General features: G+C 68.6%; 24 protein-coding genes. 15 read left to right on the top strand and 9 right to left on the bottom strand.

The window, feature by feature from the left end; translation table 11 throughout:
• Positions 1-300: 300 nt before the first annotated feature.
• Positions 301-1,299, bottom strand: a complete 999-nt coding sequence (locus OO70_RS48045) for an NADP-dependent oxidoreductase (protein ID WP_043687194.1) — start codon at positions 1,297-1,299, stop codon at positions 301-303.
• A gap of 116 nt (positions 1,300-1,415) precedes the next feature.
• Between OO70_RS48045 and OO70_RS48040 the strand changes: the two genes are divergently transcribed.
• Positions 1,416-1,862 (top strand): MarR family winged helix-turn-helix transcriptional regulator, encoded by a 447-nt coding sequence (locus tag OO70_RS48040; protein WP_043687191.1) that lies wholly within the window; start codon positions 1,416-1,418, stop codon positions 1,860-1,862.
• Between the two features lie 45 nt (positions 1,863-1,907).
• Here OO70_RS48040 and OO70_RS57250 read toward each other — a convergent pair whose 3' ends face one another.
• Positions 1,908-2,696, bottom strand: a complete 789-nt coding sequence (locus OO70_RS57250; RefSeq protein WP_043687189.1) for an SCO2400 family protein — start codon at positions 2,694-2,696, stop codon at positions 1,908-1,910.
• Between the two features lie 245 nt (positions 2,697-2,941).
• Between OO70_RS57250 and OO70_RS48030 the strand changes: the two genes are divergently transcribed.
• The 8 genes from OO70_RS48030 to OO70_RS47995 all read left to right on the top strand — a co-directional run bounded on the left by OO70_RS48030 (position 2,942) and on the right by OO70_RS47995 (position 13,471).
• Positions 2,942-4,099: a mandelate racemase/muconate lactonizing enzyme family protein gene (locus OO70_RS48030; protein ID WP_043687186.1), complete on the top strand. Its 1,158-nt coding sequence runs from the start codon at positions 2,942-2,944 to the stop codon at positions 4,097-4,099.
• Positions 4,096-5,100: a zinc-dependent alcohol dehydrogenase gene (locus OO70_RS48025; protein ID WP_043687184.1), complete on the top strand. Its 1,005-nt coding sequence runs from the start codon at positions 4,096-4,098 to the stop codon at positions 5,098-5,100. Before OO70_RS48030 ends, OO70_RS48025 begins: the two co-directional genes overlap by 4 nt.
• Before the next feature lie 121 nt (positions 5,101-5,221).
• Entirely contained in the window at positions 5,222-6,196 is a 975-nt protein-coding gene (locus tag OO70_RS48020) for a hypothetical protein (RefSeq protein WP_043687181.1), read from the top strand.
• A gap of 232 nt (positions 6,197-6,428) precedes the next feature.
• Entirely contained in the window at positions 6,429-7,541 is a 1,113-nt protein-coding gene (gene chvE / locus OO70_RS48015; RefSeq protein WP_043687178.1) for a multiple monosaccharide ABC transporter substrate-binding protein, read from the top strand.
• 47 nt (positions 7,542-7,588) lie between these two features.
• Entirely contained in the window at positions 7,589-9,139 is a 1,551-nt protein-coding gene (gene mmsA / locus OO70_RS48010; RefSeq protein WP_043687175.1) for a multiple monosaccharide ABC transporter ATP-binding protein, read from the top strand.
• Positions 9,136-10,380 (top strand): multiple monosaccharide ABC transporter permease, encoded by a 1,245-nt coding sequence (mmsB, locus tag OO70_RS48005; protein WP_043687172.1) that lies wholly within the window; start codon positions 9,136-9,138, stop codon positions 10,378-10,380. Before mmsA ends, mmsB begins: the two co-directional genes overlap by 4 nt.
• Positions 10,381-10,453: 73 nt before the next feature.
• The gene (locus OO70_RS48000; RefSeq protein ID WP_043687169.1) at positions 10,454-11,614 is read left to right on the top strand and encodes an aldose epimerase family protein; all 1,161 of its coding nucleotides are present in this window, start codon (positions 10,454-10,456) and stop codon (positions 11,612-11,614) included.
• A 180-nt stretch (positions 11,615-11,794) separates the two neighbouring features.
• A complete protein-coding gene (locus OO70_RS47995; protein ID WP_043687166.1) occupies positions 11,795-13,471 on the top strand; it encodes a pyridoxal phosphate-dependent aminotransferase in 1,677 nt (558 codons plus the stop codon).
• Between the two features lie 55 nt (positions 13,472-13,526).
• Here the strand turns inward: OO70_RS47995 and OO70_RS47990 are convergent, their stop codons facing one another.
• The 5 genes from OO70_RS47990 to OO70_RS47970 all read right to left on the bottom strand — a co-directional run bounded on the left by OO70_RS47990 (position 13,527) and on the right by OO70_RS47970 (position 18,710).
• A complete protein-coding gene (locus OO70_RS47990; protein ID WP_043687162.1) occupies positions 13,527-15,131 on the bottom strand; it encodes a methyltransferase in 1,605 nt (534 codons plus the stop codon).
• Between the two features lie 17 nt (positions 15,132-15,148).
• Complete coding sequence (locus OO70_RS47985; protein WP_234337119.1) at positions 15,149-16,333, bottom strand: 4-hydroxybenzoate 3-monooxygenase; 1,185 nt, start codon at positions 16,331-16,333, stop codon at positions 15,149-15,151.
• 125 nt (positions 16,334-16,458) lie between these two features.
• Entirely contained in the window at positions 16,459-17,844 is a 1,386-nt protein-coding gene (locus tag OO70_RS47980; RefSeq protein WP_043687158.1) for a DUF3500 domain-containing protein, read from the bottom strand.
• A gap of 58 nt (positions 17,845-17,902) precedes the next feature.
• Positions 17,903-18,232: a hypothetical protein gene (locus OO70_RS47975; RefSeq protein ID WP_043687155.1), complete on the bottom strand. Its 330-nt coding sequence runs from the start codon at positions 18,230-18,232 to the stop codon at positions 17,903-17,905.
• Positions 18,233-18,239: 7 nt separating this feature from the next.
• Positions 18,240-18,710 carry an ATP-binding protein gene (locus OO70_RS47970; RefSeq protein ID WP_043687153.1) on the bottom strand — a complete coding sequence of 157 codons (471 nt, stop codon included), beginning with the start codon at positions 18,708-18,710 and terminating at the stop codon, positions 18,240-18,242.
• Between the two features lie 130 nt (positions 18,711-18,840).
• On the opposite strand from OO70_RS47970, the gene OO70_RS47965 reads away from it, so the two are divergent.
• The 3 genes from OO70_RS47965 to OO70_RS51585 are packed head-to-tail and all read left to right on the top strand — an operon-like array spanning position 18,841 to position 21,040.
• The gene (locus OO70_RS47965; protein WP_043687150.1) at positions 18,841-19,665 is read left to right on the top strand and encodes a helix-turn-helix domain-containing protein; all 825 of its coding nucleotides are present in this window, start codon (positions 18,841-18,843) and stop codon (positions 19,663-19,665) included.
• Positions 19,662-19,856 carry a DUF397 domain-containing protein gene (locus OO70_RS47960; protein ID WP_043687149.1) on the top strand — a complete coding sequence of 65 codons (195 nt, stop codon included), beginning with the start codon at positions 19,662-19,664 and terminating at the stop codon, positions 19,854-19,856. The genes OO70_RS47965 and OO70_RS47960 overlap by 4 nt, the downstream gene beginning before the upstream one ends.
• Positions 19,857-19,903: 47 nt before the next feature.
• On the top strand, positions 19,904-21,040 hold the full coding sequence (locus OO70_RS51585; RefSeq protein ID WP_051742373.1) for a hypothetical protein: 1,137 nt from the start codon (positions 19,904-19,906) through the stop codon (positions 21,038-21,040).
• Between the two features lie 8 nt (positions 21,041-21,048).
• On the opposite strand, the gene OO70_RS47950 is transcribed toward OO70_RS51585, so the two are convergent.
• A complete protein-coding gene (locus OO70_RS47950; RefSeq protein ID WP_043687200.1) occupies positions 21,049-21,447 on the bottom strand; it encodes a MerR family transcriptional regulator in 399 nt (132 codons plus the stop codon).
• Between the two features lie 61 nt (positions 21,448-21,508).
• Here OO70_RS47950 and OO70_RS47945 point away from each other — a divergent pair, with 61 nt between their 5' ends.
• Both OO70_RS47945 and OO70_RS47940 read left to right on the top strand, forming a co-directional pair.
• The gene (locus tag OO70_RS47945) at positions 21,509-21,931 is read left to right on the top strand and encodes a hypothetical protein (protein WP_043687147.1); all 423 of its coding nucleotides are present in this window, start codon (positions 21,509-21,511) and stop codon (positions 21,929-21,931) included.
• Positions 21,932-21,938: 7 nt separating this feature from the next.
• Positions 21,939-22,931 (top strand): catalase, encoded by a 993-nt coding sequence (locus OO70_RS47940; protein ID WP_043687145.1) that lies wholly within the window; start codon positions 21,939-21,941, stop codon positions 22,929-22,931.
• A gap of 25 nt (positions 22,932-22,956) precedes the next feature.
• Here OO70_RS47940 and OO70_RS47935 read toward each other — a convergent pair whose 3' ends face one another.
• Positions 22,957-23,475 carry a hypothetical protein gene (locus tag OO70_RS47935; RefSeq protein ID WP_043687143.1) on the bottom strand — a complete coding sequence of 173 codons (519 nt, stop codon included), beginning with the start codon at positions 23,473-23,475 and terminating at the stop codon, positions 22,957-22,959.
• Between the two features lie 146 nt (positions 23,476-23,621).
• Here OO70_RS47935 and OO70_RS47930 point away from each other — a divergent pair, with 146 nt between their 5' ends.
• Entirely contained in the window at positions 23,622-24,404 is a 783-nt protein-coding gene (locus OO70_RS47930; protein ID WP_043687140.1) for an intradiol ring-cleavage dioxygenase, read from the top strand.
• The last annotated feature ends 29 nt before the right edge of the window (positions 24,405-24,433 follow it).

The raw sequence follows: 24,433 nt of genomic DNA, 5'->3' as shown, positions 1-24,433 counted from the left end.
GCGTCGGCCGAGAGGGAGCCGTAGGGGCGCGCCGGTGTCGAGAGCCCCAGCGCGCGGAGGCGCGCAGCGCCGAGCACGGTGGGGCTCTCGACACCGGCTCCCAGCGCCCCGAAGGCGACCGAACCAAAAGAGGTGCGCGCGGGGTGACTTCTCAACACCGGCCCCGCCCGAGCCCGACCAATCCAACACCGGCCCAGCCAGAGCCTGACCGACCGAGCCTGCCGATCCAACACCGGCTCAGTCAGAGCCCGACGATCAAACACCGGCCCAGCCCGATCCTGACGATCAAACCCCGCTAAATCAGAGCTTGACGATCATCTTCCCCGTGTTGTCCCCCCGCAGCTGCCCGAGGAACGCCTCCAGGTTGTTCTCGATGCCCTCGACGACGGTCTCGCGGTACTTCAGCTCGCCGGACGCGACCCACGCGCCGACCTCCTGGACGAACTGCGGCTGGAGGTCGTAGTGGTCGCCGACGAGGAAGCCCTCGATGCGGCCGCGGGTCTGGATCAGGCGGCCGAGGTTCTTCGGGCCGGGGGCGGGCTCGGTGCTGTTGTAGACCGAGATCATGCCGCAGATCACGATGCGGCCGCGCTCGTTCAGGGAGCCGATCGCCGCTTCCAGGTGGTCGCCGCCGACGTTGTCGAAGTACACGTCGACGCCGTCCGGAGCGGCCTCGCGGAGCTGCTGGCCGACCGGACCGTTCTTGTAGTTGAAGGCCGCGTCGAACCCGTACTCCTCGACCAGGAGCTTGACCTTCTCGTCGGACCCGGCAGAGCCGATGACCCTCGAGGCGCCCTTGAGCTTGGCGATCTGGCCGACCTGGCTGCCCACGGCACCCGCGGCGCCGGAGACGAAGACCGAGTCGCCCTCCTTGAAGGACGCGGTGCGCAGCAGGCCGGCGTAGGCGGTGAGGCCGGTCATGCCGAGGACGCCGAGGTAGGTGGAGAGCGGGGCGAGGTCGGGGTCGACCTTGACCGCACCCTTGGCGTCGATGGTCGCGTACTCGCGCCAGCCGCCGAAGTGCAGGACGTGGTCGCCGGCCGCGAAGCCCTCGGCGTTCGACTCGACGACCTCGCCGACCGCGCCGCCCTGCATGACCTTGCCCAGCTCGAAGGGGGCGACGTACGACTTGGCGGCGCTCATGCGGCCGCGCATGTACGGGTCGACGGACAGGTACTTGTTCCGCACCAGCACCTGGCCCTCGCCCGGGGTCCGGGTCTCGGTCTCCACCAGGGCGAAGTCCTCGGGCTTCGGCCAGCCGACCGGGCGGCTGAGCAGGTGCCATTCGCGGTTGATCATCACAAGTGCCTTTCCTCGTGCGGGGGTGATTCGCATACTGCCAAATACTTCAGTACCTGAAACAACCATGCTCCTGAATATTTCATGTTGTCAAGTAACGGGGTACGCTTGAGCCCATGGCCACACCCGAAAAGACGCACAAGACGCGCCGCACCGACCCCGTGACCATGGAGGTCGTCGAGCTGATCGGCGACGTCGTGGCGCGGTTCTACGAGGACTACGAGGAGGCGGCGGGCGACCACACGCTGACCGGCGCGCAGGCCCGGCTGCTCAGCCTGCTGTCCCTGGAGCCGTTGCCGATGCGCAAGCTGGCGCAGAAGCTGAAGTGCGAGCCGTCGAACGTCACGGGGATCGTGGACCGGCTGGAGGCGCGCGGGCTGGTGGAGCGCCGCCCCGACCCCGCCGACCGGCGCGTGAAGCTGGCGGCGGCCACGGACGAGGGGCGCCGGGTGGCCCGTAGCCTGCGGGAGTCGCTGCGGTTCGCCCGCGAGCCGCTCGCGGGGCTGTCGGACGAGGAGCGGCTGGCATTGCGCGGACTACTGCGACGGATGCTGGAAGTCTGAGCCGGGTCACCCGCGGGCATCTGAGCCTGGCGGCTCAGGAGCACCTCAGGAACACCACCACAGGATCTGCTTGCACGTCTCCGAAGGTGACGGTGTCGGGCTCGGGTCCGAGGACGACGGCTCCGAGGACGGGGTGGTCGTCGGGTCCGCCGAGGACGTCGACGCGGGGGACGTGCTGCCGTCGCCGCTGCCCGTCATGGGCGCCTTCGACACATCGGGATCCTTCGTGCCCGTCGGGGATGCCGAGGGGGACGCGGACCGGGACGCGGAGGCGTCCGGGGACGCCGTGGCCGTATCGGTGCCCACGGTCTTCGTGACGTCCAGGGGCTCGGCCGTCCCGCTCGCCTCCGAGTCCGCCCCGCCCTCCGCCGACGCGCCCGGTGCCGCGGACCTCTGGGTCGAGAACGGCGCGTCCGTGCCCAGTTCGGCCAGGCTCAGGCCGCCCGCCGCCAGTAGAAAACCGGCCGTTATCAGGAGCACCCGGCGCCGTCGTCGACGGTGCGCCGCGGCCTTGCGATCGCGACGGCTCGCGTCCGCCGCGCCCGGGCCCCCACTGTCACCGTCTCCCCGGCCGCGCCCGCGGTTCCTACGGCGCGCGGCACGCCCCTGGTGTTCGCCGTCCGCATCGCCTTCTTCATGCGCGTCGTGCGCGTCACGCGCATCGTGCGCGCCCTCACCCGCGCCCTCGCGCGAGGCGTCGTCCGTTTGCGAACGCGCGTCAACTCCCCGCGCGCGCACGTGAGTCGACTCGGCTGTTGCTTGGGCTGGTACGCCGCACCCCGGGCACGCGAGGGCGCCGTTCAGGTGCCGGCCGCAGGGGTGGCAGTAGTCCATGACGCCGGAAGACTAAGTTCCTCACAGGTAACGTTCATAGGCGCGCCTGTGAAAGTTGTGTAGGGAACAGACGACAATCGACACGAACCGACACGACTGGCCGGGACCACGATCGAAACCCTTGCCGAAACCGTTACGCGTTCGACCCATTGACACTCCCGCCCTGGCGTCCTTACTGTCTGCCCAGCATTTCGAACGTGAGCCGAAATTTCGAACAGCACTGAAGAGCACAGGGGGCATCTGCCGTGCGCATCACGGGAATCAGCACGCACGTGGTCGGGACGCCATGGCGCAATCTGACGTACGTCCAAGTGCACACCGACGAGGGCGTCACCGGCGTCGGCGAGACCCGGATGCTGGGCCACACCGACGCGCTGATCGGTTACCTGCGCGAGGCCGAGGCAAACCACATTCTCGGTTCCGATCCGTTCGCGGTGGAAGACCTCGTACGCCGGATGAAGTACGGCGACTACGGGCGCGCGGGTGAAATCGTCATGTCCGGCATCGCCGTGATCGAGATGGCCTGCTGGGACATCAAGGGCAAGGCCCTCGGCGTCCCGGTGTGGCAGCTGCTCGGCGGCAAGGTCACCGACAAGGTGAAGGCGTACGCCAACGGCTGGTACACCACCGAGCGGACCCCGGAGGCCTACCACAAGGCCGCCCAGGGGGTCGTCGAGCGCGGCTACAAGGCGCTGAAGATCGACCCCTTCGGCACCGGGCACTTCGAACTCGACCACGCGCAGACCCTGTACGCGGTCTCCCTCATCGAGGCCGTGCGGGACGCGATCGGTCCGGACGCCGAGCTGATGCTGGAGATGCACGGCCGGTTCTCGCCGTCCACCGCCGTACGGCTGGCGCACGAACTCGCGCCGTTCAAGCCCGCGTGGCTGGAGGAGCCGGTTCCGCCGGAGAACCTGAAGGCGCTGGAGAAGGTCGCCGCCAAGGTGGACATCCCCATCGCCACGGGTGAGCGCATCCACGACCGCATCGAGTTCCGCGAGCTGTTCGAGAGCCAGGCCGTCGACATCATCCAGCCCGACGTCGGTCACATCGGCGGCATCTGGGAGACCCGCAAGCTCGCCGCGACCGCCGAGGCGCACTACGTCCTCGTCGCCCCGCACAACGTCGGCGGACCGGTCCTGACCGCCGCCTCGCTCCAAGTCGGCTTCTCCTCCCCGAACTTCAAGATCCTGGAGCACTTCAACGACTTCGCGGACGCGGAGATCAAGAAGGTCGTCAAGGGTGCGCCCGAGGTGATCGACGGCTACTTCCACCTCTCGGACGCGCCCGGTCTCGGCGTCGAGCTGGACACCGACGCGGCAGCCGAATTCCCGCAGCAGCAGGCGCGGTTCGACCTGTGGGCGGACGGCTGGGAGCAGCGCAAGCCGAAGGGCTCGAAGTGAGCACCGCGGTCGTCATCGCGGCACCGGGCGAGCACCGGCTGACCGCGCACGAGCCCCGGCAGCCGGACGCGGGCGAGGCGCTGGTGCGCGTCCACGCGGTCGGCATCTGCGGCAGCGACCGCGAGGTGTACCAGGGCAACAGGCCCGAGGGATACGTCCGTTACCCCCTCACCCCGGGCCACGAGTGGTCCGGCACGGTGGAGGCGGTCGGCACCGGGGTGCCGTCAACTCTCGTCGGCCGCAAGGTCGTCGGCGAAGGCTTCCGCAACTGCCAGGTCTGCGACCGCTGCCACGCGGGCGAGACAACGTTGTGCACTGCGGGCTACGAGGAGACCGGCTTCACCCAGCCCGGGGCGATGGCCACCACCCTCACCCTGCCCGCCCGGCTGCTCCATGTCCTCCCGGACGAGGCCGACTTGACGGCGGCGGCGCTGCTGGAGCCGGCGGCCTGCATCGCGGCGGCGGCGCTGAAGGCGAACGCGCGGCCGGGTGAGCGGGTCGCGGTGGTCGGCACCGGCACGCTCGGGATGTTCGCGGTGCAGTTCCTGAAGGCGGGCTCCCCCGCCGAGTTGCTCGTGGTGGGCACCCGGCCCGACCGCGAGAAGCTGTCGAAGGAATTCGGCGCGAGCCGATTCCTCACCAGGGACCAGGAGTTGCCCGACGACTTCGACGTCGTGATCGAGACCGCCGGGTCCGCGTCCGCCGCGCGCACCGCCGCCTCCCTGCTCCGGCGCGGCGGACGCCTGGTCCTCACCGGCATCCCGGCGCCGGGCGCCGAGGGTCTCGACCCGACCGATCTCGTCGTACGGCAGCTGGAGGTGCACACCGTCTTCGGGGCACCGCCGGACGCCTGGGCGCACACGGTCCGGGTCTTCGGGGCGGGCTTGCTCGATCCACTCCCCCTGGTCACCCATGAGCTGCCGCTCGCCGAGTTCCCGCAGGCCATCGAGCTGGTGGGGTCCGGCGATCCCCAGGTCGGCAAGGTGCTGCTGCGGCCGTAGGAAACCCCAGCCGTGCGCCGGCACGGAGTGACCTGACCACCCCGTGCCGGCGTACCACCAGAGCTTTTTTCTACCCCGAGCCGCGAACCTCGTCCGAAATACCGAACGCGAAGGACAGCAAGTGACCGACACCGCCACGGCAGCCCGCAGGCCCGGGGAGCAGGCGCTCTCCGCGCTCGGCCTGGGCGCGCCCGCCCTCGACCCCGCCGACGCCTCGACCCACACCTTCCCCGGCGGCGGTCGCTGGCGCACCGAGATCCCCTCGTGCGAGGGTCCCGAGGCGCTGGCGGTCATCCTCAAGGAGTCCTCGCGGCTCGACGTGCCGATCCACCGGATCAGCCAGGGCAGCGGCGTGTGGATGCTGACCGACTCCGAGATCACCGAGATGGTCGAGGCCGCCGGTGAACGCGACATCGAGCTCTGCCTGTTCACCGGTCCGCGCGGGACGTGGGACATCGGCGGTTCGGTCCGCTCCGACTCGCGTGGCGGTGGCCTGCGTGCCCGGGGTCACGACGCGGTCGCCGGGTGCATCGAAGACGCCGTCCGCGCAACGGAGTTGGGCGTCAAGTGCCTGCTCGTCGCGGACGAGGGCGTGCTGTGGACGTTGCACCGGGCGCGGGTGGCCGGGATCATCCCGGCCGACACGACGCTCAAGGTCTCGGCGCTGATCGGGCCGGTCAACCCGGCGGCGTACGCGGTGTACGAGCGACTGGGCGCCGACTCTCTCAACGTGCCCAGCGATCTGACGCTGGATCACCTCACGGAGATCCGCCGGGTTTCCGCTGCCCCCATGGACATGTACATCGAGGCGCCCGACGACCTCGGTGGCTACATCCGGATGTACGAGGTCGCGGAACTGATCCGCCGGGGCGCTCCGCTGTACCTGAAGTTCGGCCTCTCCAAGGCGCCCGGTATCTACCCGTGGGGCACCCACCTGCGGGACGTCACGCTCGACACGGCGCGGGAACGGGTTCGTCGGGGGCGGCTCGCCCTCGACCTGCTGGCCAGGCACGGCGCGGACGGGGACATGGCTCCGCTCGGGTCCAGGTTGCCGGGGTCTCTGCACCGTTTCCCCGTCGAGAGTGCCACTGGATGAGCGTTGGGGGCTGCGGGCCGGCTGTGGCTGGTCGCGCAGTTCCCCGCGCCCCTTAGAAGCGCAGGCCGACCGGTGTTTTTCGGGGGCGCGGGGAACTGCGCGACCAGCCCCCACCGGGCCGCACCACACAACACAACCGGCACCACCCCAAAACAAAACACTCCCCGCATCCTGAACCACCCCCCACGCACTCGCTGCACTCTCAACGACGAGAAGAATGAGGCCAGTTCACATGCGCATCCGCAGAAGCCGCGCCCTCCCCCTCATAGCCGGCGCCGCCACCCTCGCGCTGACCCTGTCCGCGTGCGGGCAGAGCGGCTCGGGCGGCAGCAAGGAGAAGGAGAGCAGCGCCAAGGGCGGCACGATCGGCATCGCGATGCCGACGAAGTCCTCCGCGCGCTGGATCTCCGACGGCGACAACATGGTCAAGGACCTCAAGACCAAGGGCTACAAGACCAAGCTGGTCTACGGCGAGGACGACCCGGACACCCAGGTCTCCCAGATCGAGAACATGATCACCCAGGGCGTCAAGGGCCTGATCATCGCGGCGATCGACAACAAGTCCCTGAACAACGTGCTCCAGGAAGCCGCCGCCGCGAAGATCCCGGTCATCGCCTACGACCGCCTCATCCTCGGCACGAAGAACGTCGACTACTACGCGTCGTTCGACAACACCAAGGTCGGTGTCCTCCAGGCCACTTACATCGTCAAGAAGCTCGGTCTGGACGCCGGCAAGAAGGGCCCGTTCAACATCGAGCTGTTCGCCGGCTCGAACGACGACAACAACACCAAGTACTTCTTCAACGGCGCGATGAGCGTGCTCCAGCCGTACATCGACCAGAAGGTACTGGTCGTCAAGTCCGGGCAGACCGCGCTGAACAAGGTCACCACCCTGCGCTGGGACGGCACCAAGGCGCAGAACCGCATGGAGGACATCCTCACCGGCTCCTACAAGAGCGGCCGGGTCGACGCGGTGCTGTCGCCCTACGACGGCATCTCCATCGGCATCCTGTCCGCGCTGAAGTCGGACGGCTACGGCTCCTCCAGCAAGCCGCTGCCGGTGATCACCGGCCAGGACGCCGAGCTGGCCTCGGTGAAGTCGATCATCGCCGGCGAGCAGACGCAGACGGTCTACAAGGACACCCGCGAGCTGGCCAAGGTCGCGGACACCATGATCGACGACGTCCTCAACAAGAAGACGCCGCAGACCAACGACACCAAGACCTACGACAACGGCACCAAGGTCGTCCCCGCCTACCTGCTGCAGCCGGTGAGCGTCGACAAGACGAACTACGAGGACGTGCTGGTCAAGGGCGGGTACTACACGGACGCTCAACTCAAGTAAGTCCGCGGCCAGTTACCCGACCCCACACTTGATTGGTAGGCACGACCATGGCGGGACCCGTCCTGGAAATGCGCTCGATCGTCAAGACCTTTCCCGGTGTAAAAGCGCTGTCGGACGTCACGTTGACGGTCCGTCAGGGCGAGGTCCACGCCATCTGCGGTGAGAACGGCGCCGGGAAGTCCACCCTGATGAAGGTGCTCTCCGGCGTCCATCCGCACGGCAGTTACGAGGGCGACATCCTCTTCGAAGGGGAGGAGTGCCGCTTCCGCGACATCAGGGCCAGCGAGCACCGCGGCATCGTCATCATCCACCAGGAACTGGCACTGGTGCCGTTCCTCTCCATCGCGGAGAACATCTTCCTCGGCAACGAGCACGCCTCGCGCGGGCTCATCAACTGGAACGAGACCCTGCGGCACGGCACCGAACTGCTGCGCCGGGTGGGCCTGAGCGACCACCCGGAGACCCGCGTCGCCGACATCGGCGTGGGCAAGCAGCAGCTCGTCGAGATCGCGAAGGCGCTGTCGAAGAAGGTGAAACTGCTCATCCTGGATGAGCCGACGGCGGCCCTGAACGACGAGGACAGCGGCAAACTCCTCGATCTCATCCTGGAGTTGAAGAAGCAGGGCATCACCTGCATCATCATCTCGCACAAGCTGAACGAGATCCGCAGGGTCGCCGACTCGGTGACGATCCTGCGCGACGGCCGCTCCATCGAGACGCTCGACGTGAAGGCGCCGGAGACGACCGAGGAGCGGATCATCTCCGGCATGGTCGGCCGCGACCTCGACCACCGCTTCCCCGAACGCACCCCGTACGAGGGGAAGCCCGAGGCGGCGCCCGCCATGGAGATCCGCGGCTGGACCGTGTTCCACCCGATCGACCAGCAGCGCAAGGTAGTTGACGATGTGTCAATAAATGTGCGCAGGGGTGAGATCGTCGGCATCGCCGGACTCATGGGCGCCGGCCGCACCGAACTCGCGATGAGCGTCTTCGGACGCTCCTACGGCCGCTACGCCGGCGGCACGGTCCTCAAGGACGGCCAGGAGATCCGGACCAAGTCCGTCGCGGAGGCGGTCGGACACGGCATCGCCTATGTCACCGAGGACCGCAAGCACTACGGCCTCAACCTCATCGACACGATCAACCGGAACATCTCGCTGGCCGCCCTGAACAAGGTCGCCAAGCGCGGTGTGGTCGACGAGCAGGAGGAGCGGCAGGTCGCCGAGCGGTTCCGCAAGTCCATGAACATCAAGGCGCCGACCGTCTTCGAGCGGGTGGGCAAGCTGTCCGGCGGCAACCAGCAGAAGGTCGTCCTCAGCAAGTGGATCTTCGCGGGGCCCGAGGTGCTGATCCTGGACGAACCCACGCGCGGCATCGACGTGGGCGCCAAGTACGAGATCTACACGGTCATCGACCAACTCGCCGCCGAGGGCAAGGCGGTGGTCTTCATCTCCTCCGAACTGCCGGAGCTGCTCGGCATGTGCGACCGCATCTACACGATGGCGGCGGGCCGGCTGACCGGTGAGGTGCCCCGGGCCGAGGCCACGCAGGAAGTGCTGATGCGCCAGATGACGAAGGACAAAGAGGTAACCCGATGAGCACGGACGTCACCGACAAGAGCCCGGCGGCGGCACCGCCGGGCAAGGGCGGATCGGGCACGGACGGCGGTCTTCTACAGCTGATACTCGGCGGCCTGCGCCGCAACATGCGGCAGTACGGCATGCTGATCGCCCTCGGTCTGATCGTGATCCTCTTCGAGGTCTGGACCGGTGGGGACCTGCTGCTGCCGCGCAACGTCTCCAACCTGGTGCTGCAGAACAGCTACATCCTGATCCTCGCGATCGGCATGATGCTGGTCATCATCGCCGGGCACATCGACCTGTCGGTCGGTTCGCTGACGGCGTTCGTGGGCGCCTTCGCGGCGGTCCTGATGGTCAATCACCATGTGGCGTGGCCGGTCGCGTTGGTGCTGTGCCTGCTGATGGGCGCCGTAGCCGGCTCGGTGCAAGGCCTGTTGATCGCCTACGCGGGCATACCGTCCTTCATCGTCACCCTCGCCGGAATGCTGCTCTTCCGCGGCCTCACCGAGATCCTGCTCCAGGGCCAGACGCTGGGCCCCTTCCCCAACGGCCTGCAGAAGATCGGCAACGGCTTCCTGCCCGCGGTCGGCCCGAACACCAACTACCACAACATCACCCTGCTGTTGGGCTTCGTGATGATCGCCGCGGTGGTGTGGCAGGAGGTGCGCGACCGGCGCCGCCAGCAGGAGTTCTCGCTCGACGTGGCACCCGCCAAGCTGTTCCTGCTCAAGCTCGTCGCGATCGTCGCCGCGATCCTCTGGCTCACCCTGCTGCTCGCCAGCTACGACGGTGCGCCGATCATCCTGATCATCCTCGGTGTCCTGGTGGCCGGTTACGGCTACGTGATGCGCAACACCGTCTTCGGCCGCCACATCTACGCGATCGGCGGCAATCTGCCGGCCGCGCAGTTGTCCGGCGTCAAGGACAAGCGCGTCACCTTCCAGGTGTTCCTGAACATGGGCGTGCTCGCGGCCCTGGCGGGTCTGGTGGTCACCTCCCGCCTCAACGCGGCCTCGCCGAAGGCGGGCGACGGCTTCGAACTGGAGGCCATCGCCTCCTCGTTCATCGGTGGCGCGTCCATGAGCGGCGGTGTCGGCACCGTCCTCGGTGCCATCATCGGCGGTCTCGTCCTCGGCGTGCTGAACAACGGCATGAACCTCCTCAGCGTCGGCACCGACTGGCAACAGGTCATCAAGGGCCTCGCCCTGCTGACCGCGGTCGGCTTCGATGTGTGGAACAAACGCAAGTCCGGTTCGTAAGTCCAGACTGGGCCCCGCACGTCTGTCATTCGCACAGCACGGCGGGGCCCCTTCCATGTGCAGGAGCCGCTCAATGGAACTGAACAGACGCACGGTCATTGCAGGCGCGGCGGCAGCGGGTGTCGCCGCGAGCGCACTCGGTACGGGTACGGCGCAGGCAGCAACCTCGGGAGGCGGTAAGAAGCCCGTGAAGGAACTCTTCGGCACCCTCGCCGACGGGAGCAAGGTCTACCGCTGGTCGCTGGAGAACGGCGGCACCCGGCTCAAGGTGCTGTCGTGGGGCGGAGTCGTCCAGTCCCTCGAACTCCCGGACCGGCACGGCAAGTACGCCAACGTGTCGCTCGGCTTCGACAACATCGCCGACTACGTGGCGAAGACCCCGTACTTCGGCGCGCTCATCGGCCGCTACGGAAACCGCATCGCCAAGGGCCAGTTCACCCTCGACGGCAAGAGCTACCAGCTCTCCGTCAACGACGGGGTCAACAGCCTGCACGGCGGCACCCAGGGCTTCGACAAGCACATCTGGGACGTGGAGGGCTTCACCTCCGGTTCCGACGTCGGCCTGCACCTGTACTACACCAGCGTCGACGGCGAGATGGGCTACCCCGGCACCCTCAAGGTGAAGGTGACGTACACGCTCAACAAGCACGGCGACTGGCGCATCGACTACGAGGCCACCACCGACAAGGCCACGGTCGTCAACCTGACCAGCCACGTCTACTGGAACCTCGCCGGCGAGGGCAGCGGGACCATCGAGCACCACGAGCTCACGATCCCCGCGTCCCGCTACACGCCGACCGACTCGGGGCTGATCCCCACGGGCGAGTTGGCCAAGGTCTCCGCCACCCCCTTCGACTTCCGCAAGACGAAGCCGATCGGCCGTGACATCCGGGCCGGGCATGTCCAGCAGGTGCAGGCCAAGGGCTACGACCACAACTGGGCCCTCGACAAGGGCATCACCGCGAAGCCCGAGCATGCCGCGACCCTGCACGACCCGCACTCCGGCCGCACCCTGAAGATCGCCAGCGACCAGCCGGGGCTGCAGTTCTACACCGGCAACTTCCTCGACGGCACGCTGACCGGCACCGGCGGCCACACCTACCGCCAGGGCGACGCGCTCTGCCTGGAGACCCAGCACTTCCCGGACTCGCCGAACCACGCGAACTTCCCGTCGACAGTGCTGCGGCCGGGGCAGACGTACAAGACGTCGACGATCCACACCTTCAGCTCCTGAAGCCTCACAGCTGAAACACAGTTCGGACCCGGGGTTCCCGAACTCACACCATTTTCACATCCGTTGAACAGTGCCACACCTGTCTCCGTACTTAAGGGCGGCCCGTGCTCCCCCGCGCGGGCCACCCAAGACGACGGGCCCGGTCGTCCCCGCCGGGCCCGCCTTCATACGGAGGTTCCATTGGCCGACTCCAACGTCACCTCGCTGTTCCGCAGTACGGCGGCGCACAGCCCGTCGATGGCAGCGCTGGCGCGTGAGAGCGACGGCACAGGCCCGGTGGACTTCTGTATCCCGTGCAACCCGTACTTCCCCACCCCCGCCATGTTCGACGACATGGCGGCCCGGCTGCGCGAGATCATCACGTACTACCCGAGCAGCGCCGACACCATCACGGCCGAGTTGTGCAACCTGCTCCAACTCCCGCCGAGCTGCGTCGCGATGGGCAACGGTTCCACCGAACTGATCACCTGGATCGACCACTTGATGGTCCGCGAGTCCCTCGCCATCCCCGTCCCCACCTTCGGCCGCTGGACCGACCAGCCCATGGAGACCGGCAAGCGGGTCGACATGTTCCCGCTCCAGGAGTCCAGCGGCTTCGCCCTCGACCTCACGCAGTACGCGGAGTTCATCCGCAAGCGCAACACCAAGGTCGCCGTCATCTGCAACCCGAACAACCCCGACGGCGGCTATCTGCACAAGCAGGCGCTCGTCCAGTTCATGGACGCGATGGCCGACCTGGACCTCATCGTCATCGACGAGTCGTTCCTCGAGTTCGCCGACGCGGAGGTCGAACCCAGCGTCGTACAAGAGGCGATGCTCCGCCCCAACGTGGTCGTCCTGCGCAGCCTCGGCAAGAACTTCGGCCTGCACGGCATACGGTTCGGCTACCTCGTCGCCAACCCCGCCCTCGCCGGCCGCATACGCTCCATGCTCCCGAAGTGGAACCTCAACGCCTTCGCGGAACACGTGGTGTTCATCCTCAAGGAGCACGGCGCGGAGTACGCGCAGAGCCTCCAGCAGGTGCGCCGCGACCGACTCGACATGGCGAGCCATCTTTCCGCGCTGCCCGGCCTGACGGTCTACCCGTCGCAGGGCAACTTCCTCTTCGTGCGCCTCCCCGTGGGCGCCGAAGGCACCGTGGTCCGGGACCGGATGCTCACCGAGCACCGCATCCTGGTCCGCGAGTGCGGCAACAAGATCGGTTCGTCCAGCCGCTTCCTGCGGCTCGTGGTGCGCCCCCAGGTGGATGTGCGTCGCCTGGTGTCCGGCCTGGAACAGGTGCTCTACGGGACCAGGAGGGGAGCCGCCGTGCCCGAGCTGGGTACAGGGACCAACTACAGCTCGGGTACGGCGGCCGTGGATCGCCTCGTCGGTGCGACGAACGGGGCGGGGATGCAGATGCCCGCGGCGGTCACCCAGATGCAGCCGCAGCCTGTGCCGATGCAGGTACCGGCGGCCGCGCCTGCTCAGCCGCAACCCCAGCCCCAGCCCCAACCTCAGTACCAGCCGATGGTTGCCGCCGCGCAGGTTCAGCAGATGCCGATGACCGCGATGGCCGACCAGTCGAACGGGATGGGGATGCCGATGATGCAGATGCCGCAACAGATGCCACAACCGGTGCCGCAGCAGATGCCCCAGCAGCAGCCCTACGGTGTGCCTGCGCCGGCGCCGGCCATGGCACCGGTGGCGCAAGGGCCCACTCCGACCGGGGTGCCTGCGCGTAATGGGCTTACCGCCGCGCAGGTTCGGGGGGCTACCAGTCCCAATGGGATGCAGAACTTGGCGCCGGCGCCTGCTACTGGGTGGCCTAATGCGCAGAGTTGGCCGAATGCTGCGGGGATGGGGCAGGCGGGGTAGGGGTTCGTTGTCGGGTGCGGGTGCATGGGGGCTGGTCGCGCAGTTCCCCGCGCCCCTAGGGGGTTGACCTCACGGCGTTGATCAGTGACGCCCCTAGCGGTAGCGCGTCGCAACCCTGTACCTCGAAGCCTGCCTTCTCCAGCAGCCGCCGGTAATGGTCCTCGTCGCGTTCCCGGCCCCCCACGTTGCACAGCATGTGGACGTCCCACGCCACCGCCGTCGGGGTGGGCAACAGGCGTTCCACCAGCAGGAGTCGGGTGCCTGGGCGCATTGCCTCCGCGCATCGCTGGAGGATTGTCAGGCAACGTTCGTCGTCCCAGTCGTGGAGGACTCGGGACAGGAGGTAGACGTCTCCGCCCTTCGGTACCGACTTCGTGAAGTCGCCTGATACGAAGGTGCAGCGCTCCGTCAGTTCCTTGCGGGCCGCCTCCAGGGCCTCCGGGCGTTCGTACAGCACGCCCTCCAGGTGGGCGTGGGTTCGTAGCAACCGGCCCAGCAGCGCGCCGTTTCCGCCGCCCACGTCGACCACGCGTCGTACGGCCGAGAAGTCGACCAGGGTGGGGACCGGCGTGAACATCTCGGCGCTGGCCGCCATCGCGCGGTGGAACAGGGGTCCCAGTTCGGGGTGTTCGGCGAAATACGTGAAGTGGTGTTGGCCGTAGCGGTGGGCGAAAGCTTCCTGCCCGGTGCGTACGGAGTGGGTCAGGCCGGCGAAGGAGTCGTAGAACGGGCCGGCGTAGAGCTGGGCGAGCGGGTGGAGGGAGAACTCGGTTGCTGTGCGCAGGGGTTGGCCGGCGGCGGTGAGGTGGTAGGTGTCGCCGGCCGAGGTCAGGAGGCCGAGGGTGGTGAGGTAGCGGAGGAGGCGTCGTAGCGCGTCCGGGTCGGTCGAGGTCAGGTGGGCCAGGGTGTCGGCCGTCATGCGCGGGTGGTCCGCCAGGTGGTCGGCGATCCTCAACTCGGCCATCGTGGCGACCGCTTGGGTGGCCCAGGCTCCGGTCATGACGGTGAGCAGGGTGGTTGTCGGGTCGGGGAGCGGCTCGTGGCGGCCGGGGAGGCGGAGTTCGAAGCGGCGGTGGGTGCTGGTGCGGTGGTAGAGGACGGTGACGTTCTCGTGGCCGTTGTAGCCGCCGCCGTCGGGGACCGCGCCGCCGCGTTCCCTGAGGAGGGTTCGTAGGCCTGCGGGGACGACCGGGCCGGGGGCGGTGACCGCGAAGGCGTGGTGCGACTCGTGTTCGGCCTCGCGTTCGTCCGCCGCTACGGCCTCCAGCGCGGAGTCCGGGGCGACGGGGAGCGCGAAGATCTCCACGCTGCGCCCGGCGACCGCCACGTGCACGATGCCCACCGGGATGTCGGCGAGGGCTGGGCCGTAGCGGCGGGCGAGGCGGTCGCGGACCACCACGCTCGGGGAGACGGGGCCCGGTGCGAGGCCGAGGCGGCGGAGTTCCTCGCAGAGGCCGTCGAGGGAGTCGGGGAAGACGAGTACGGCGGTGTGGTCGAAGACCAAGTGGCGGGAGACGTCCGCCCGTTCGGCGATGGTGAGGTCCGGGAGCAGTTCGGCCAGGACGTCGTCCGTGTCGTGGGCCTCGACATAGGCGGCCGCTCGCTGGATGCGGGCCACGTCGGCCTCGGCGAGGCGCGCCTGTACGACGGGGAAGTTCATGTGGGGGGTCCCTCGGTTCAGATGCCGGTGTAGTTCTCGGCGAAGAAGTCCTGATGCGTGCGGGAGGTGCGCAGGCTGTCGAGGCGGGCGTACTGGAGCGCGCGGCCGTAGCGGGCCTCGGCCTCGTCGGTGTCCTCGGCGGACGGGCCGTGCAGCAGCGTGCTCATCCAGTGGGAGAACTCGTGGGCCCGCCAGACGCGCGGCAGACAGTCGGCGGCGTAGCGGGCGAGGCCGCTGTCGTCGTCGTGGTTGAGGACGCGCGCGAACGCCTCGGCGAGACGTTCCGCCTGGAGTACGGCGAGGTTGGCGCCCTTGGCGGCGGAGGGGCTGATGAGTCCGGCGGCGTCGCCCGCCAGCCAGAGTCGTCCGGTGCCCGGCCGGTCCAGTACGTCGGAGCGCAGGTCGACGACCGCCGTCTCCAGGACGGGACCGTCCTTGAGCGGACCGAACTCGGCGGTCCTGAGCCGGGTCGCCAGCTCGGTCCAGATCCGGTCCTCGCTCCAGTCGGCGGGATCGGTGCCGCGCGGGCACTGGAGGTAGTAGCGGGTGACGGTGTCCGTGCGGGCCATGTGCCCGGCGAATCCGCGTGCGTGCAGGGCGTATCCGACGGCCGCGAGGCTGGGCGGGGCCGCGACCAGGACCGCCAGCCAGCTCACCCCGTGGTCCCGGCGGGCCGTCCGGGTACCCAGTGCCGCGAGGGCCGCGCGGCCCACTCCCCGGTGTCCGTCGCAGCCGGCGACATAGCGCCCGGTCACGTCGGCGCCGTCGCGTACCCGTACCCGGCCCTCGGAGATCTCCTCGACCTCGGCGTCGAAGCGGATCTCGCCGCCGCGCCGGAGGTACTCGGCCAGCAGGTCCCGTACCAACTCCTGCTGGGGGTAGACGGTGTGGACCTCGCCGCGACCCAACTGGCCGTAGTCGAGGGTGAATTCACCCTGCTCGCTGCGGAAGAGGCAGGTCCGGTGGGACCGGCCCCGAGTCAACAGCCCTTCGGCCAGGCCGTGTTGGGTCAGTACGCGGACGGAGTGGGCGGCCAGGAATCCCGCCCTGGCCCGCCCCTCCACCGCCTTGCGTTCGCGTCGTTCCAGGATCACGCAGTCGATACCGTGGTCCAGGAGCAGGTTCCCCAGGACCAGCCCCGCCGGGCCTGCCCCGACGATCACCACCCCGGTCCGTGCCCCGGAGTTGAATCGTTTCCCCACATCCACCCCTGATCTTGCTTTTTCGGCCAAGGGGTTTCATATCAGCCAGATCAGGATGATGAGGAATTGAAAGTGACCATGTAGCCCATAAGGTCCAATTGGGCATATGTCACTGGCTGTTGTCGTCAGTGGTCGTTCTCGAGGTGCAGCTTCAGCAGGTCCACGCCGTAGTCGCCCCCGTTGGGGGTGCGGATGATGGTGTGGATGTGCTCCTGGGACGGGGTGCCGCCGCCCATGCCCATGCCGCCGCCGGGAGGGCCACCACCGTTCGAACTCGCGCTGGCACTGGCACTGGCACTGGCGCTCGGGCTGGCGGAGGAGGCCTCGTGGTAGAAGAGCGGGGCCTGGGCGTCGTACTCGATCAGCACGACCGGGCTGTGGATGCGGTAGTAGAAGGCGGACGTGTCCTTGGTCTCGCCCATCCAGTAGAAGTACGTGTCGTCGAGGTGCTTCTCCACCTCGGTCATCTTGACCTCGGCGTGGCCCTCGTTGATGTAGCCGACGTACACCTGGGCCACGGCCAGCAGCTTCTTCCGCTGGGCGGCGGTGAGTTCGGAGCCGCGCACGCCCTCGTAGGCGAGCTTGAGGTTGTCCGAACCCGCCCCGGCCTTCATGTCCTCGTTGCCGTTGCCCTGCGAGGAGACCGCCTTGGCGAGCTGCGCCTTGGTGAGGGAGCGGATCATCGCCAGGCCGGCCGTCGTCTCCGGCCGGAACAGGGTGATCTTCTCGCCCTTGTACGTGGCCGTGGTCGGCTCGGACCCCATGAAGGTCGGTGTCATCACGACCTGGTCGCCGAGCACGAAGTAGTTGATGGCGACGTGGTGACCCTCGTACTGGAAACCCCACGGCTTCGTGGTCGACGGGGTGCCCATGAAGGTGAAGAAGTAGTGGCCCTCGGTCAGCGTCTTCTGGTTGCCGCCGTTGGAGTCGCCGAGGAACTGGTTGAGCTTCATGATGTTGCGGGTCTGGGTGAGACCGTCGGCGGAGAGCGCGACACCGAGCAGCGCGTACCCGAGGTTGCGCTTCTTGTCGGTCAGGTCGCCCATGCGGACGCCCTTGCGGTCGTAGCCGTCGACGTTGCTCCAGGCCGTCCACTCGTCGGCGTCGACGTCGAACGTGCAGGACTTGCGCTCCTTCGCGGAGAGCCCGTCGAGGAACGCCTGCGCCGCCTTGACCAGTCCGTCCGTGGACACACCGGTCGAGTGGATCGTGAACAGGTCGTCGACGACCTTGCCGTCGGCGGTGACGCCCTTGAGGTCCTTGTACTTCACCTGGGAGACCCCGGGGCCCATGCCGCCACCCCCACCACCACCGGCTCCGGGCCCGCCCGAGGGCATACCGCTCGGGGCGCCGGACTGTGCGGCGGAGGACGAACTCGCCGTGTCCGACGAGTCGTTGGAGCATCCGGTCATGGTCGCCACGGCGGCGACACCTCCGGCGAGCAGCGCCTTGTTCATGAACCAGCGGCGGCTGCGCTCGGATGCGGGGGTGTGGGGTCGGTGTCCATGCATGCGGATGAGAATCCACGCCGAACCTGAAGCGTTCTTGTCAGGAACCTGTGAGAGAAGGCTACTCAGTGACGCCGGGCCCGGTGGGGAGCGACGGCGTCCCCCGGCCGACCCGCTGGGCGGACCACATCATCCCGAGGCCGCCAAGAGCCGTCGCCGTGGTGACGGCTGTCAGCACCATGGAGACCGCCGGGTCGACAGGCGCCAGTGCGACCACCGCGTGGTACAGGACGACGACACCGAACAAGATGTATCCCGCGCCCCACAGCCGAGGCCTGATCACCTTGCCGACCAACCAGGGAAGCACCCGCGTCGACGTGACGGCCGCGATGCCCACGGCGAGACAGAAGAAGGCGGTGACGAAAAGCAGCACGTTCAGGGCTATGAGCACCGGCCAATCATCGCACCGGTGGGGCGCCTTGGAAACGGGACAACCAGCGTGGCACGTCGACCTCCGCGCGGACGGTTTTCCCCAACGGCTCCCGGTCCACCACCTCCCACCGGTCCGCGAGCGCGCCGACGAGCACGAGCCCGCGCCCGGACTCCGCCAGCGGCAACGGCTCCCGTACGGCCCCGGGTCCCGGGGGACGCGGCCCACTGCGGGTGTCGGTGACTTCGATCCGGACGCTCCCGGTGACGAGGGAGAGCCGCAGTTCGAAGTCCCGTCCCGGTACGCGCCCGTGCGTCACGGCGTTGGCGGCGAGTTCGGCGACGATCAGGGCGACGGCGTCGGAGGAGTCACTGCCGTGCGGGATGCCCCAGGCTTCCAGCTGGTTGAGGGCGAGGTGGCGGGCGAGGCGGGCGCCGCGGGGAGTTGGGCTGAGGCGCTGGGTGAACGTACGTACGGTGACGGGGGGTTGGATGGTCATGGGCCCAATGTGGCGTTCCGGGAGGGCACTTCACCAGGTCCCGACCCCGTACGCTGCGGCAGCGTACGGGGTCACACGCTGGACAGTACGCGCTACGTTCCGTAACCATGTGCGCGGGAGGTGGGTGACCATGGTCGAGGGCAGCGGCGAGCCCGAAGTGTCCGACAGCCTGCGAACGTTCGGGGCGATGTTGCAGGCCTTGCGGGAGCATGCGGGGTTGAGCCGGGAGGAGTTCGGAAGGCAGATCGGGTTCTCCAAGCACACCGTGGAGTCGGTGGAGTTGGGGAGGCGGATGCCGGATTCGATGTTCGTCGATCGCTCCGAGCCGGTGCTGGGCAACACGGGGGCGGTCCAGCGAGCTGCGGAACACCTGGAGCGGCGGCCGGGGTTGGCGTCCTGGTTCCGGCAGTGGGCGCACAAGGAGAAGTCGGCGATCACGCTGTACACCTACGAGTGCCGGATGATTCCAGGGCTGTTGCAGACCGAGGCGTACGCGCGGACCCTGTTCCTGGAACAACTGCCGCCGATGGACGACGCGCAGGTCGAGGCGCAGTGGGTAGAGCGAGCGAAGCGGCAGGAGTTGCTGAGGGGACGGCCGAACACGGCGTTCAGCTTCATCCTGGAGGAGGGGTTGTTCCTGCGGCGCACCGGCGGGCTTGAGATCACCCGGGGGCAGATCGACCACGTACTTGAGGTCGCCAAGCTTCGGAACATCGAGGTCCAGGTCATGCCGCAAGTACGGGAGAGCCACGCGGGGTTGGCCGGTCCCATGCAGTTGCTGGAGACCCCCAACAACACGTGGTTCGCCTACTGCGAGGGGCAGCGAGCCGGTCTGTTGATCTCCGAGCCGAAAGAAGTAAGCGTGCTCCAACAGCGTTATGCCAGGATGCGTTCACAGGCTCTCACCTCGGAGGAGTCCATGAGCCTGTTGGAACGGATACGAGGAGCGCTATGAGCACGTCCGACCTGGCCTGGTTCAAGAGCAGCTACAGCAGCAGCGGCGACGGCGACTGCGTCGAGATCGCCACCTCCCCCTCCACCATCCACATCCGCGACTCCAAGAACAACCAGAACCCCCACAACCCCCAGAGCCCTCAACTCGCCCTCTCCCCCGCCACCTGGACGGAATTCATCCGCACCGTCTGACGAAACGCCGCATATGATCTCCGCACCATGGTCCGGGGGGAGATCACATGCCGCACGTTTCCACGCCACTCGCCAGAACTCTCGGCGCGGCGGCCCTGTTGTCGACGGCCGTCGCCTGGGCCGCGGCGGCGTTCCAGTACGACCCGCACCACGCGCGTCCGGACATCCTCGTGCCGTTGGCCCTCGCGGCGGCGTTCGTCGTGGGGTGGCTGGTCGTCTGCCGGGCGGCGCCACTCGTGAAGCCGATGGCGGCGGCCAGTGCTCCCCGGGAGGCGATACCCGGCGCGTTGGGGACGGTGCGGCGGGACTGGGGGCTCGTCGCGACGGCGTATCTCGTCGTCTGGGCGCCCTTCGCCGCCGCCAACAGCGCTTACGGCGGCCGGGGTTCAGCACTCGGTGCCGTGTACTGCGGGCTCACCTTCATCGTCGGCGTGGTGACGTCCGTGTGTCTTCTCTGCCTGCTGCAGAGCTATCTCGGCCCCATGCAGCGGATGCTCAAGGAGGACGCCGCCAAGGGTGGTGTCCACGCGGTCCGGGTCCGGTTCGGGACGCCGGTGCTGGAGACGTACCGGTATCCGACGGGGCAGGGCCTCGGTAGGATCGCCGCCCGCGCCACCTACAGCGTCGAGCTGGTGGACGACGGCGACACCGGCGGGCAACCGACCGTCCGGCTCCAGGCCATGAGTGCCGGTCACAGCAGCGCGGTCGGTGACAAGCACCTCGCCAACGCCGTGGCCCAACTCGGCGGCCACGGCGGCTGGTTGTGCTGGCCCACCCGGTGGCGGGACATCGCCGGGACAAACAAGGAACGTCTGGTACCCGCCGCGTTCGTCTCCGACTCCGGTCACGTGGTCTGGGGTCAGACCGTGGAGGAGGACTACGAACCCTTCCTGCGCGACGGTGCCGCCCCGCTGCGGGAGACCGACCCCGCACTCGCCGTCGCGCCGGTGCCCCGGCCCGCCCGCTACCTCCCGGGCGTGCACGCCTCGCATCTGCGCATCGCGGCGGTCGGCGCCCTCTTCGCGCTGCCGTTCCTGCTGGATGTCGTCCCCTACTGGGCCGCCCTGCTGCTGGGCGTGGTCTCGGGGGCCCTTGGCCTCCTCGCGGGGATGACGCTGGACTCGGCGCACATCGACCAGGAACCGTGGACCGTCCGCGCGACGTCACACCCGTCGCTCCAGTGAGCCCGTCGTCACCCCGGGAATCCTGACCGTCTCCCGGCCCGCGCCACGGGTGTCGGCTGCTTCCGCAGGGGGCAGTCCGTACCGGCGCGGGCCGTCAACTCAGCTCGGAGGGCGGCCAGTTCAGTCATGCGGGTGTCGATGATCCGGACCTTGTCGGCGAACAGGGCGGACAGCGCCGCCGCTTGATCAGACGCCTCGGTCAACTCCTCCCCATGCTCGGCGATCTCGGCCAGGGAGAAGCCGAGGGCCTGGGCCGTACGGACGTACTCGAGCCAGGGAACCGCCTCGGGCGGGTAGTCGCGATACCCGTTCGCGAGCCGATCGCTGCTCAGGATGCCCACCTGCTCGTAGAACCGGAGCGCGTCCCTGCTCAGACCCACCCGTGTCGCCAACTCCCCGATACGCATGCCCACATGATGACTTGATGGCTTGACCTTGGACCGCACTCCACTGTTTAGCGTCGGCGGCATGACGATCGCTTCCTATCTCCGGGTCGTGCGGGCCAGTGCCTGGTACGACCTCGTCGTGACGGCCGGCTTCGCGACCCCGTGGACGTACGCGCTGGTGCAAGACGCACTGTCGTCGCTGGGCCGGGACTGGGGGCTGGGCGTGCTGCCCGAACTCGACCCGGTGCAGACCCTGTACGCGAATCTGATGGGGTCGGTGGTGGTCGTCTGGGCCGTGCTGCGGCTCGTCCGCCCGCTGGTTCTGTACGGGCTGCTCGACGGGGTGGCCCGCGTGCTGTTCACCGCCTGGCAGGGGTACGCCCTCGCGCAGGGCGCCCCTCGGTTCCTGTGGCTGTTCCTGACCGTGGAGGCGGTGTTCGGCGTGCTCCAACTGGCGCCATGGTGGCGGCGGGGAACGGGATTGCGGGAGGCGCTGGTGCGATGATGCCGCCATGTCACAGTCACCGCAGGACGCCTCGGTCACCGACTCCTCGGTCACCGCGGACGGAATGACCGCGGCCCAGGCCGTCGACCGGATCGAGGCCGCCGCGCCGCCGCGTCCGCACGATCGCCGGCTGCACGCCCGCGGGGCCGTCTACGACGCGCACTTCGTGCCCAGTGGGCAGGTCGCGAAGTGGACGACCGCCGTCCCTCTCCTCGCCGAGTCCGAGGCGGTCGTCCGCTTCTCGAACGGCTCGGGGCGCTTCGACGCCGACGACCGGGTGCGTGGCGTACGCGGGATGGCGGTGAAGTTCCTCGATGCCGACAAGGGCGTCTGGGATCTGGTGGCGGCGACCTTCCGGGTCTTCCCGAGTCACAATCCCGAGGGATTCATCGACCTCGTCGAGGCGTTGGGCAAGGCGGGCACCGAGGGCGGATTCGCCGACCGCGCCAAGGGGAAGCTGGCTGCGGCCGGCAAGTTCGCCACCGTACTCGCCCAACACCCGGAGAGCCGGGGGGCGTTGAAGTCCTTCGCGGGTCAGCAGGCGCCCGCCAGTTTCGCCACCGCCCGCTACGACGGCCTGCACGCCTTCGTCCTGGTCGACGAATCCGGTGAGCGCCGCCCCTTCCGCTACCGCCTCGTGCCCCAACTCGGCGAGGTCGAACTGGACTCCGCGTACGCCGAGACCCTGGCCCCGGACTTCCTCATCGGCGACCTCGACTCCCGGCTGAAGACCGGCCCCCTCAGCTTCACCCTGGTCCTCCAGTTCGCGGAACCGGACGACCCGACCCACGATCCCTCCCAGGCCTGGCCGGAGCACCGACCGCTGATCCCGGCAGGGCAGTTGCACGTGACGGCCCGCTCGGCCCGCGAGGACCACTGGCAGCAACAGGTCTTCGACCCGACCCGCCTCGCCCCCGGCGTGGACCCCTCCGACGACACCATGCTGTCCTTCCGCCGCCACGCCTATTCCGTGTCGGCTGAGCGTCGACTCGCTCCCTGACCTCGGGCGAGGCGGGGCCACGGCACTACCGCGCCCCGCCCCGCTTCCGCTCCCTGCGCCGTATCTCCCGCCGCTGCTTCCCGGGCAGGGCGCCGGCGAGTTCCCCGACCGGCGCGAGGTCGTGGCAGTCGGTGCCGTGATGGCCCCGGCACCACCACACCACGCGCGGCCCCGCGTCCTCTCCCCACACCCAGTCGACCTCTGTCCCCTCGAGACGCGGATGCGTGCCCATCTTGTGGAACGGGCAGACCGGCCAGGCCTGCCAGAACAGTTCCATCACCGTGTCCTGTGCCGCGTCCGCGACGGCGTCGAGGGGGTCGGAGGCATCGGCGTCCGGTTCCGCGAGGCCGTTGCCCTGCCAGGCGCCGTCGGACCGGGCGACGTAGACCCGTTCGGCGATGTCCTCGTCCCAGCCCCAGACCATCAGCACCAGCGGATCGTGGTCGGGAAAGATCGCCGCGAAGTCGCGGTTGACGGTGTCGAGCGCGGCGGCGAGTCTCGGGAACTCGCCGGGTTCGGCGCGGCGGGGGTCGGAGTCGTTCACCCGTTGATCCTCTCCCGACCCATCGCGCCGACGGGAGGCAGGTATCGGCAATGACCATGTGCCCTGTCTCGCAAGTAACTTGACGCCTCGTCACTTTGCCGCCCTCACAGCCGGCGGACAGACTCCGCCCCTAAGGTGCCGTGTTCATGACAGACACTTCTGGAGCAGGAACGAACTCGATCGGGCGCCGCACCGTACTGATCGCCACCGGCACCACGGCAGCCGTGCTGGCCGTCGGCGCCGCCGCGCCCGAAGCCCCCACAACCGTCACGACAGCGGACTCGACGGGTACGACTCCCGCCGCCGCGGCGGCAGTCTGCACCCTCACGGAGGAGATGACCGAAGGCCCCTACTACCTCGACGGCGCCCTGGTCCGCGCCGATGTCACCGAAGGCAAGGCCGGCATCCCGCTCAAGCTGGCCCTCACCGTCGTGAACAGCAGCACCTGCGCCGTGATCCCCAACGCGCTGGTGGAGATCTGGCACAGCGACGCGCTCGGCGAGTACTCCGGGTACGTCGGCAACAACGGCCACAGCGAGGCGGACGACGGCACCTTCCTGCGCGGCGGTGTCCTGACGAACTCGAGCGGGCTCGCCAGCATCACCACGATCTACCCCGGTTGGTACCGCGGCCGCTGCATCCACATCCACGTCAAGGTGCACACCGGCGTCACGCTCACCTCGGACGGCTCGTTCACCGGCGGCAGCGAACTCCACACGGGCCAGCTGTTCATCGACGAGACCATCACCACCGCCGTCGCCAAGATCTCCCCGTACTCGACCAACACGGTCACCCGCACCACCCTCGCCCAGGACTCGGTCTACGACGACGGAGGCGCCGCGTCCGGCCTCATGACCCTGACCGCGCTGGGCAGTTCGACCTCCTCCGGCTACACGGGCACCCTGACGCTGGGCGTGAGCCAGAGCTGACACAGCCCGAACATCACCATCCCCCCACC

Origin of the sequence: Streptomyces xylophagus, assembly GCF_000716435.1 — a bacterium.
Lineage (GTDB): Bacteria > Actinomycetota > Actinomycetes > Streptomycetales > Streptomycetaceae > Streptomyces > Streptomyces xylophagus.
This window is presented reverse-complemented; position numbering and strand designations above follow the sequence as displayed.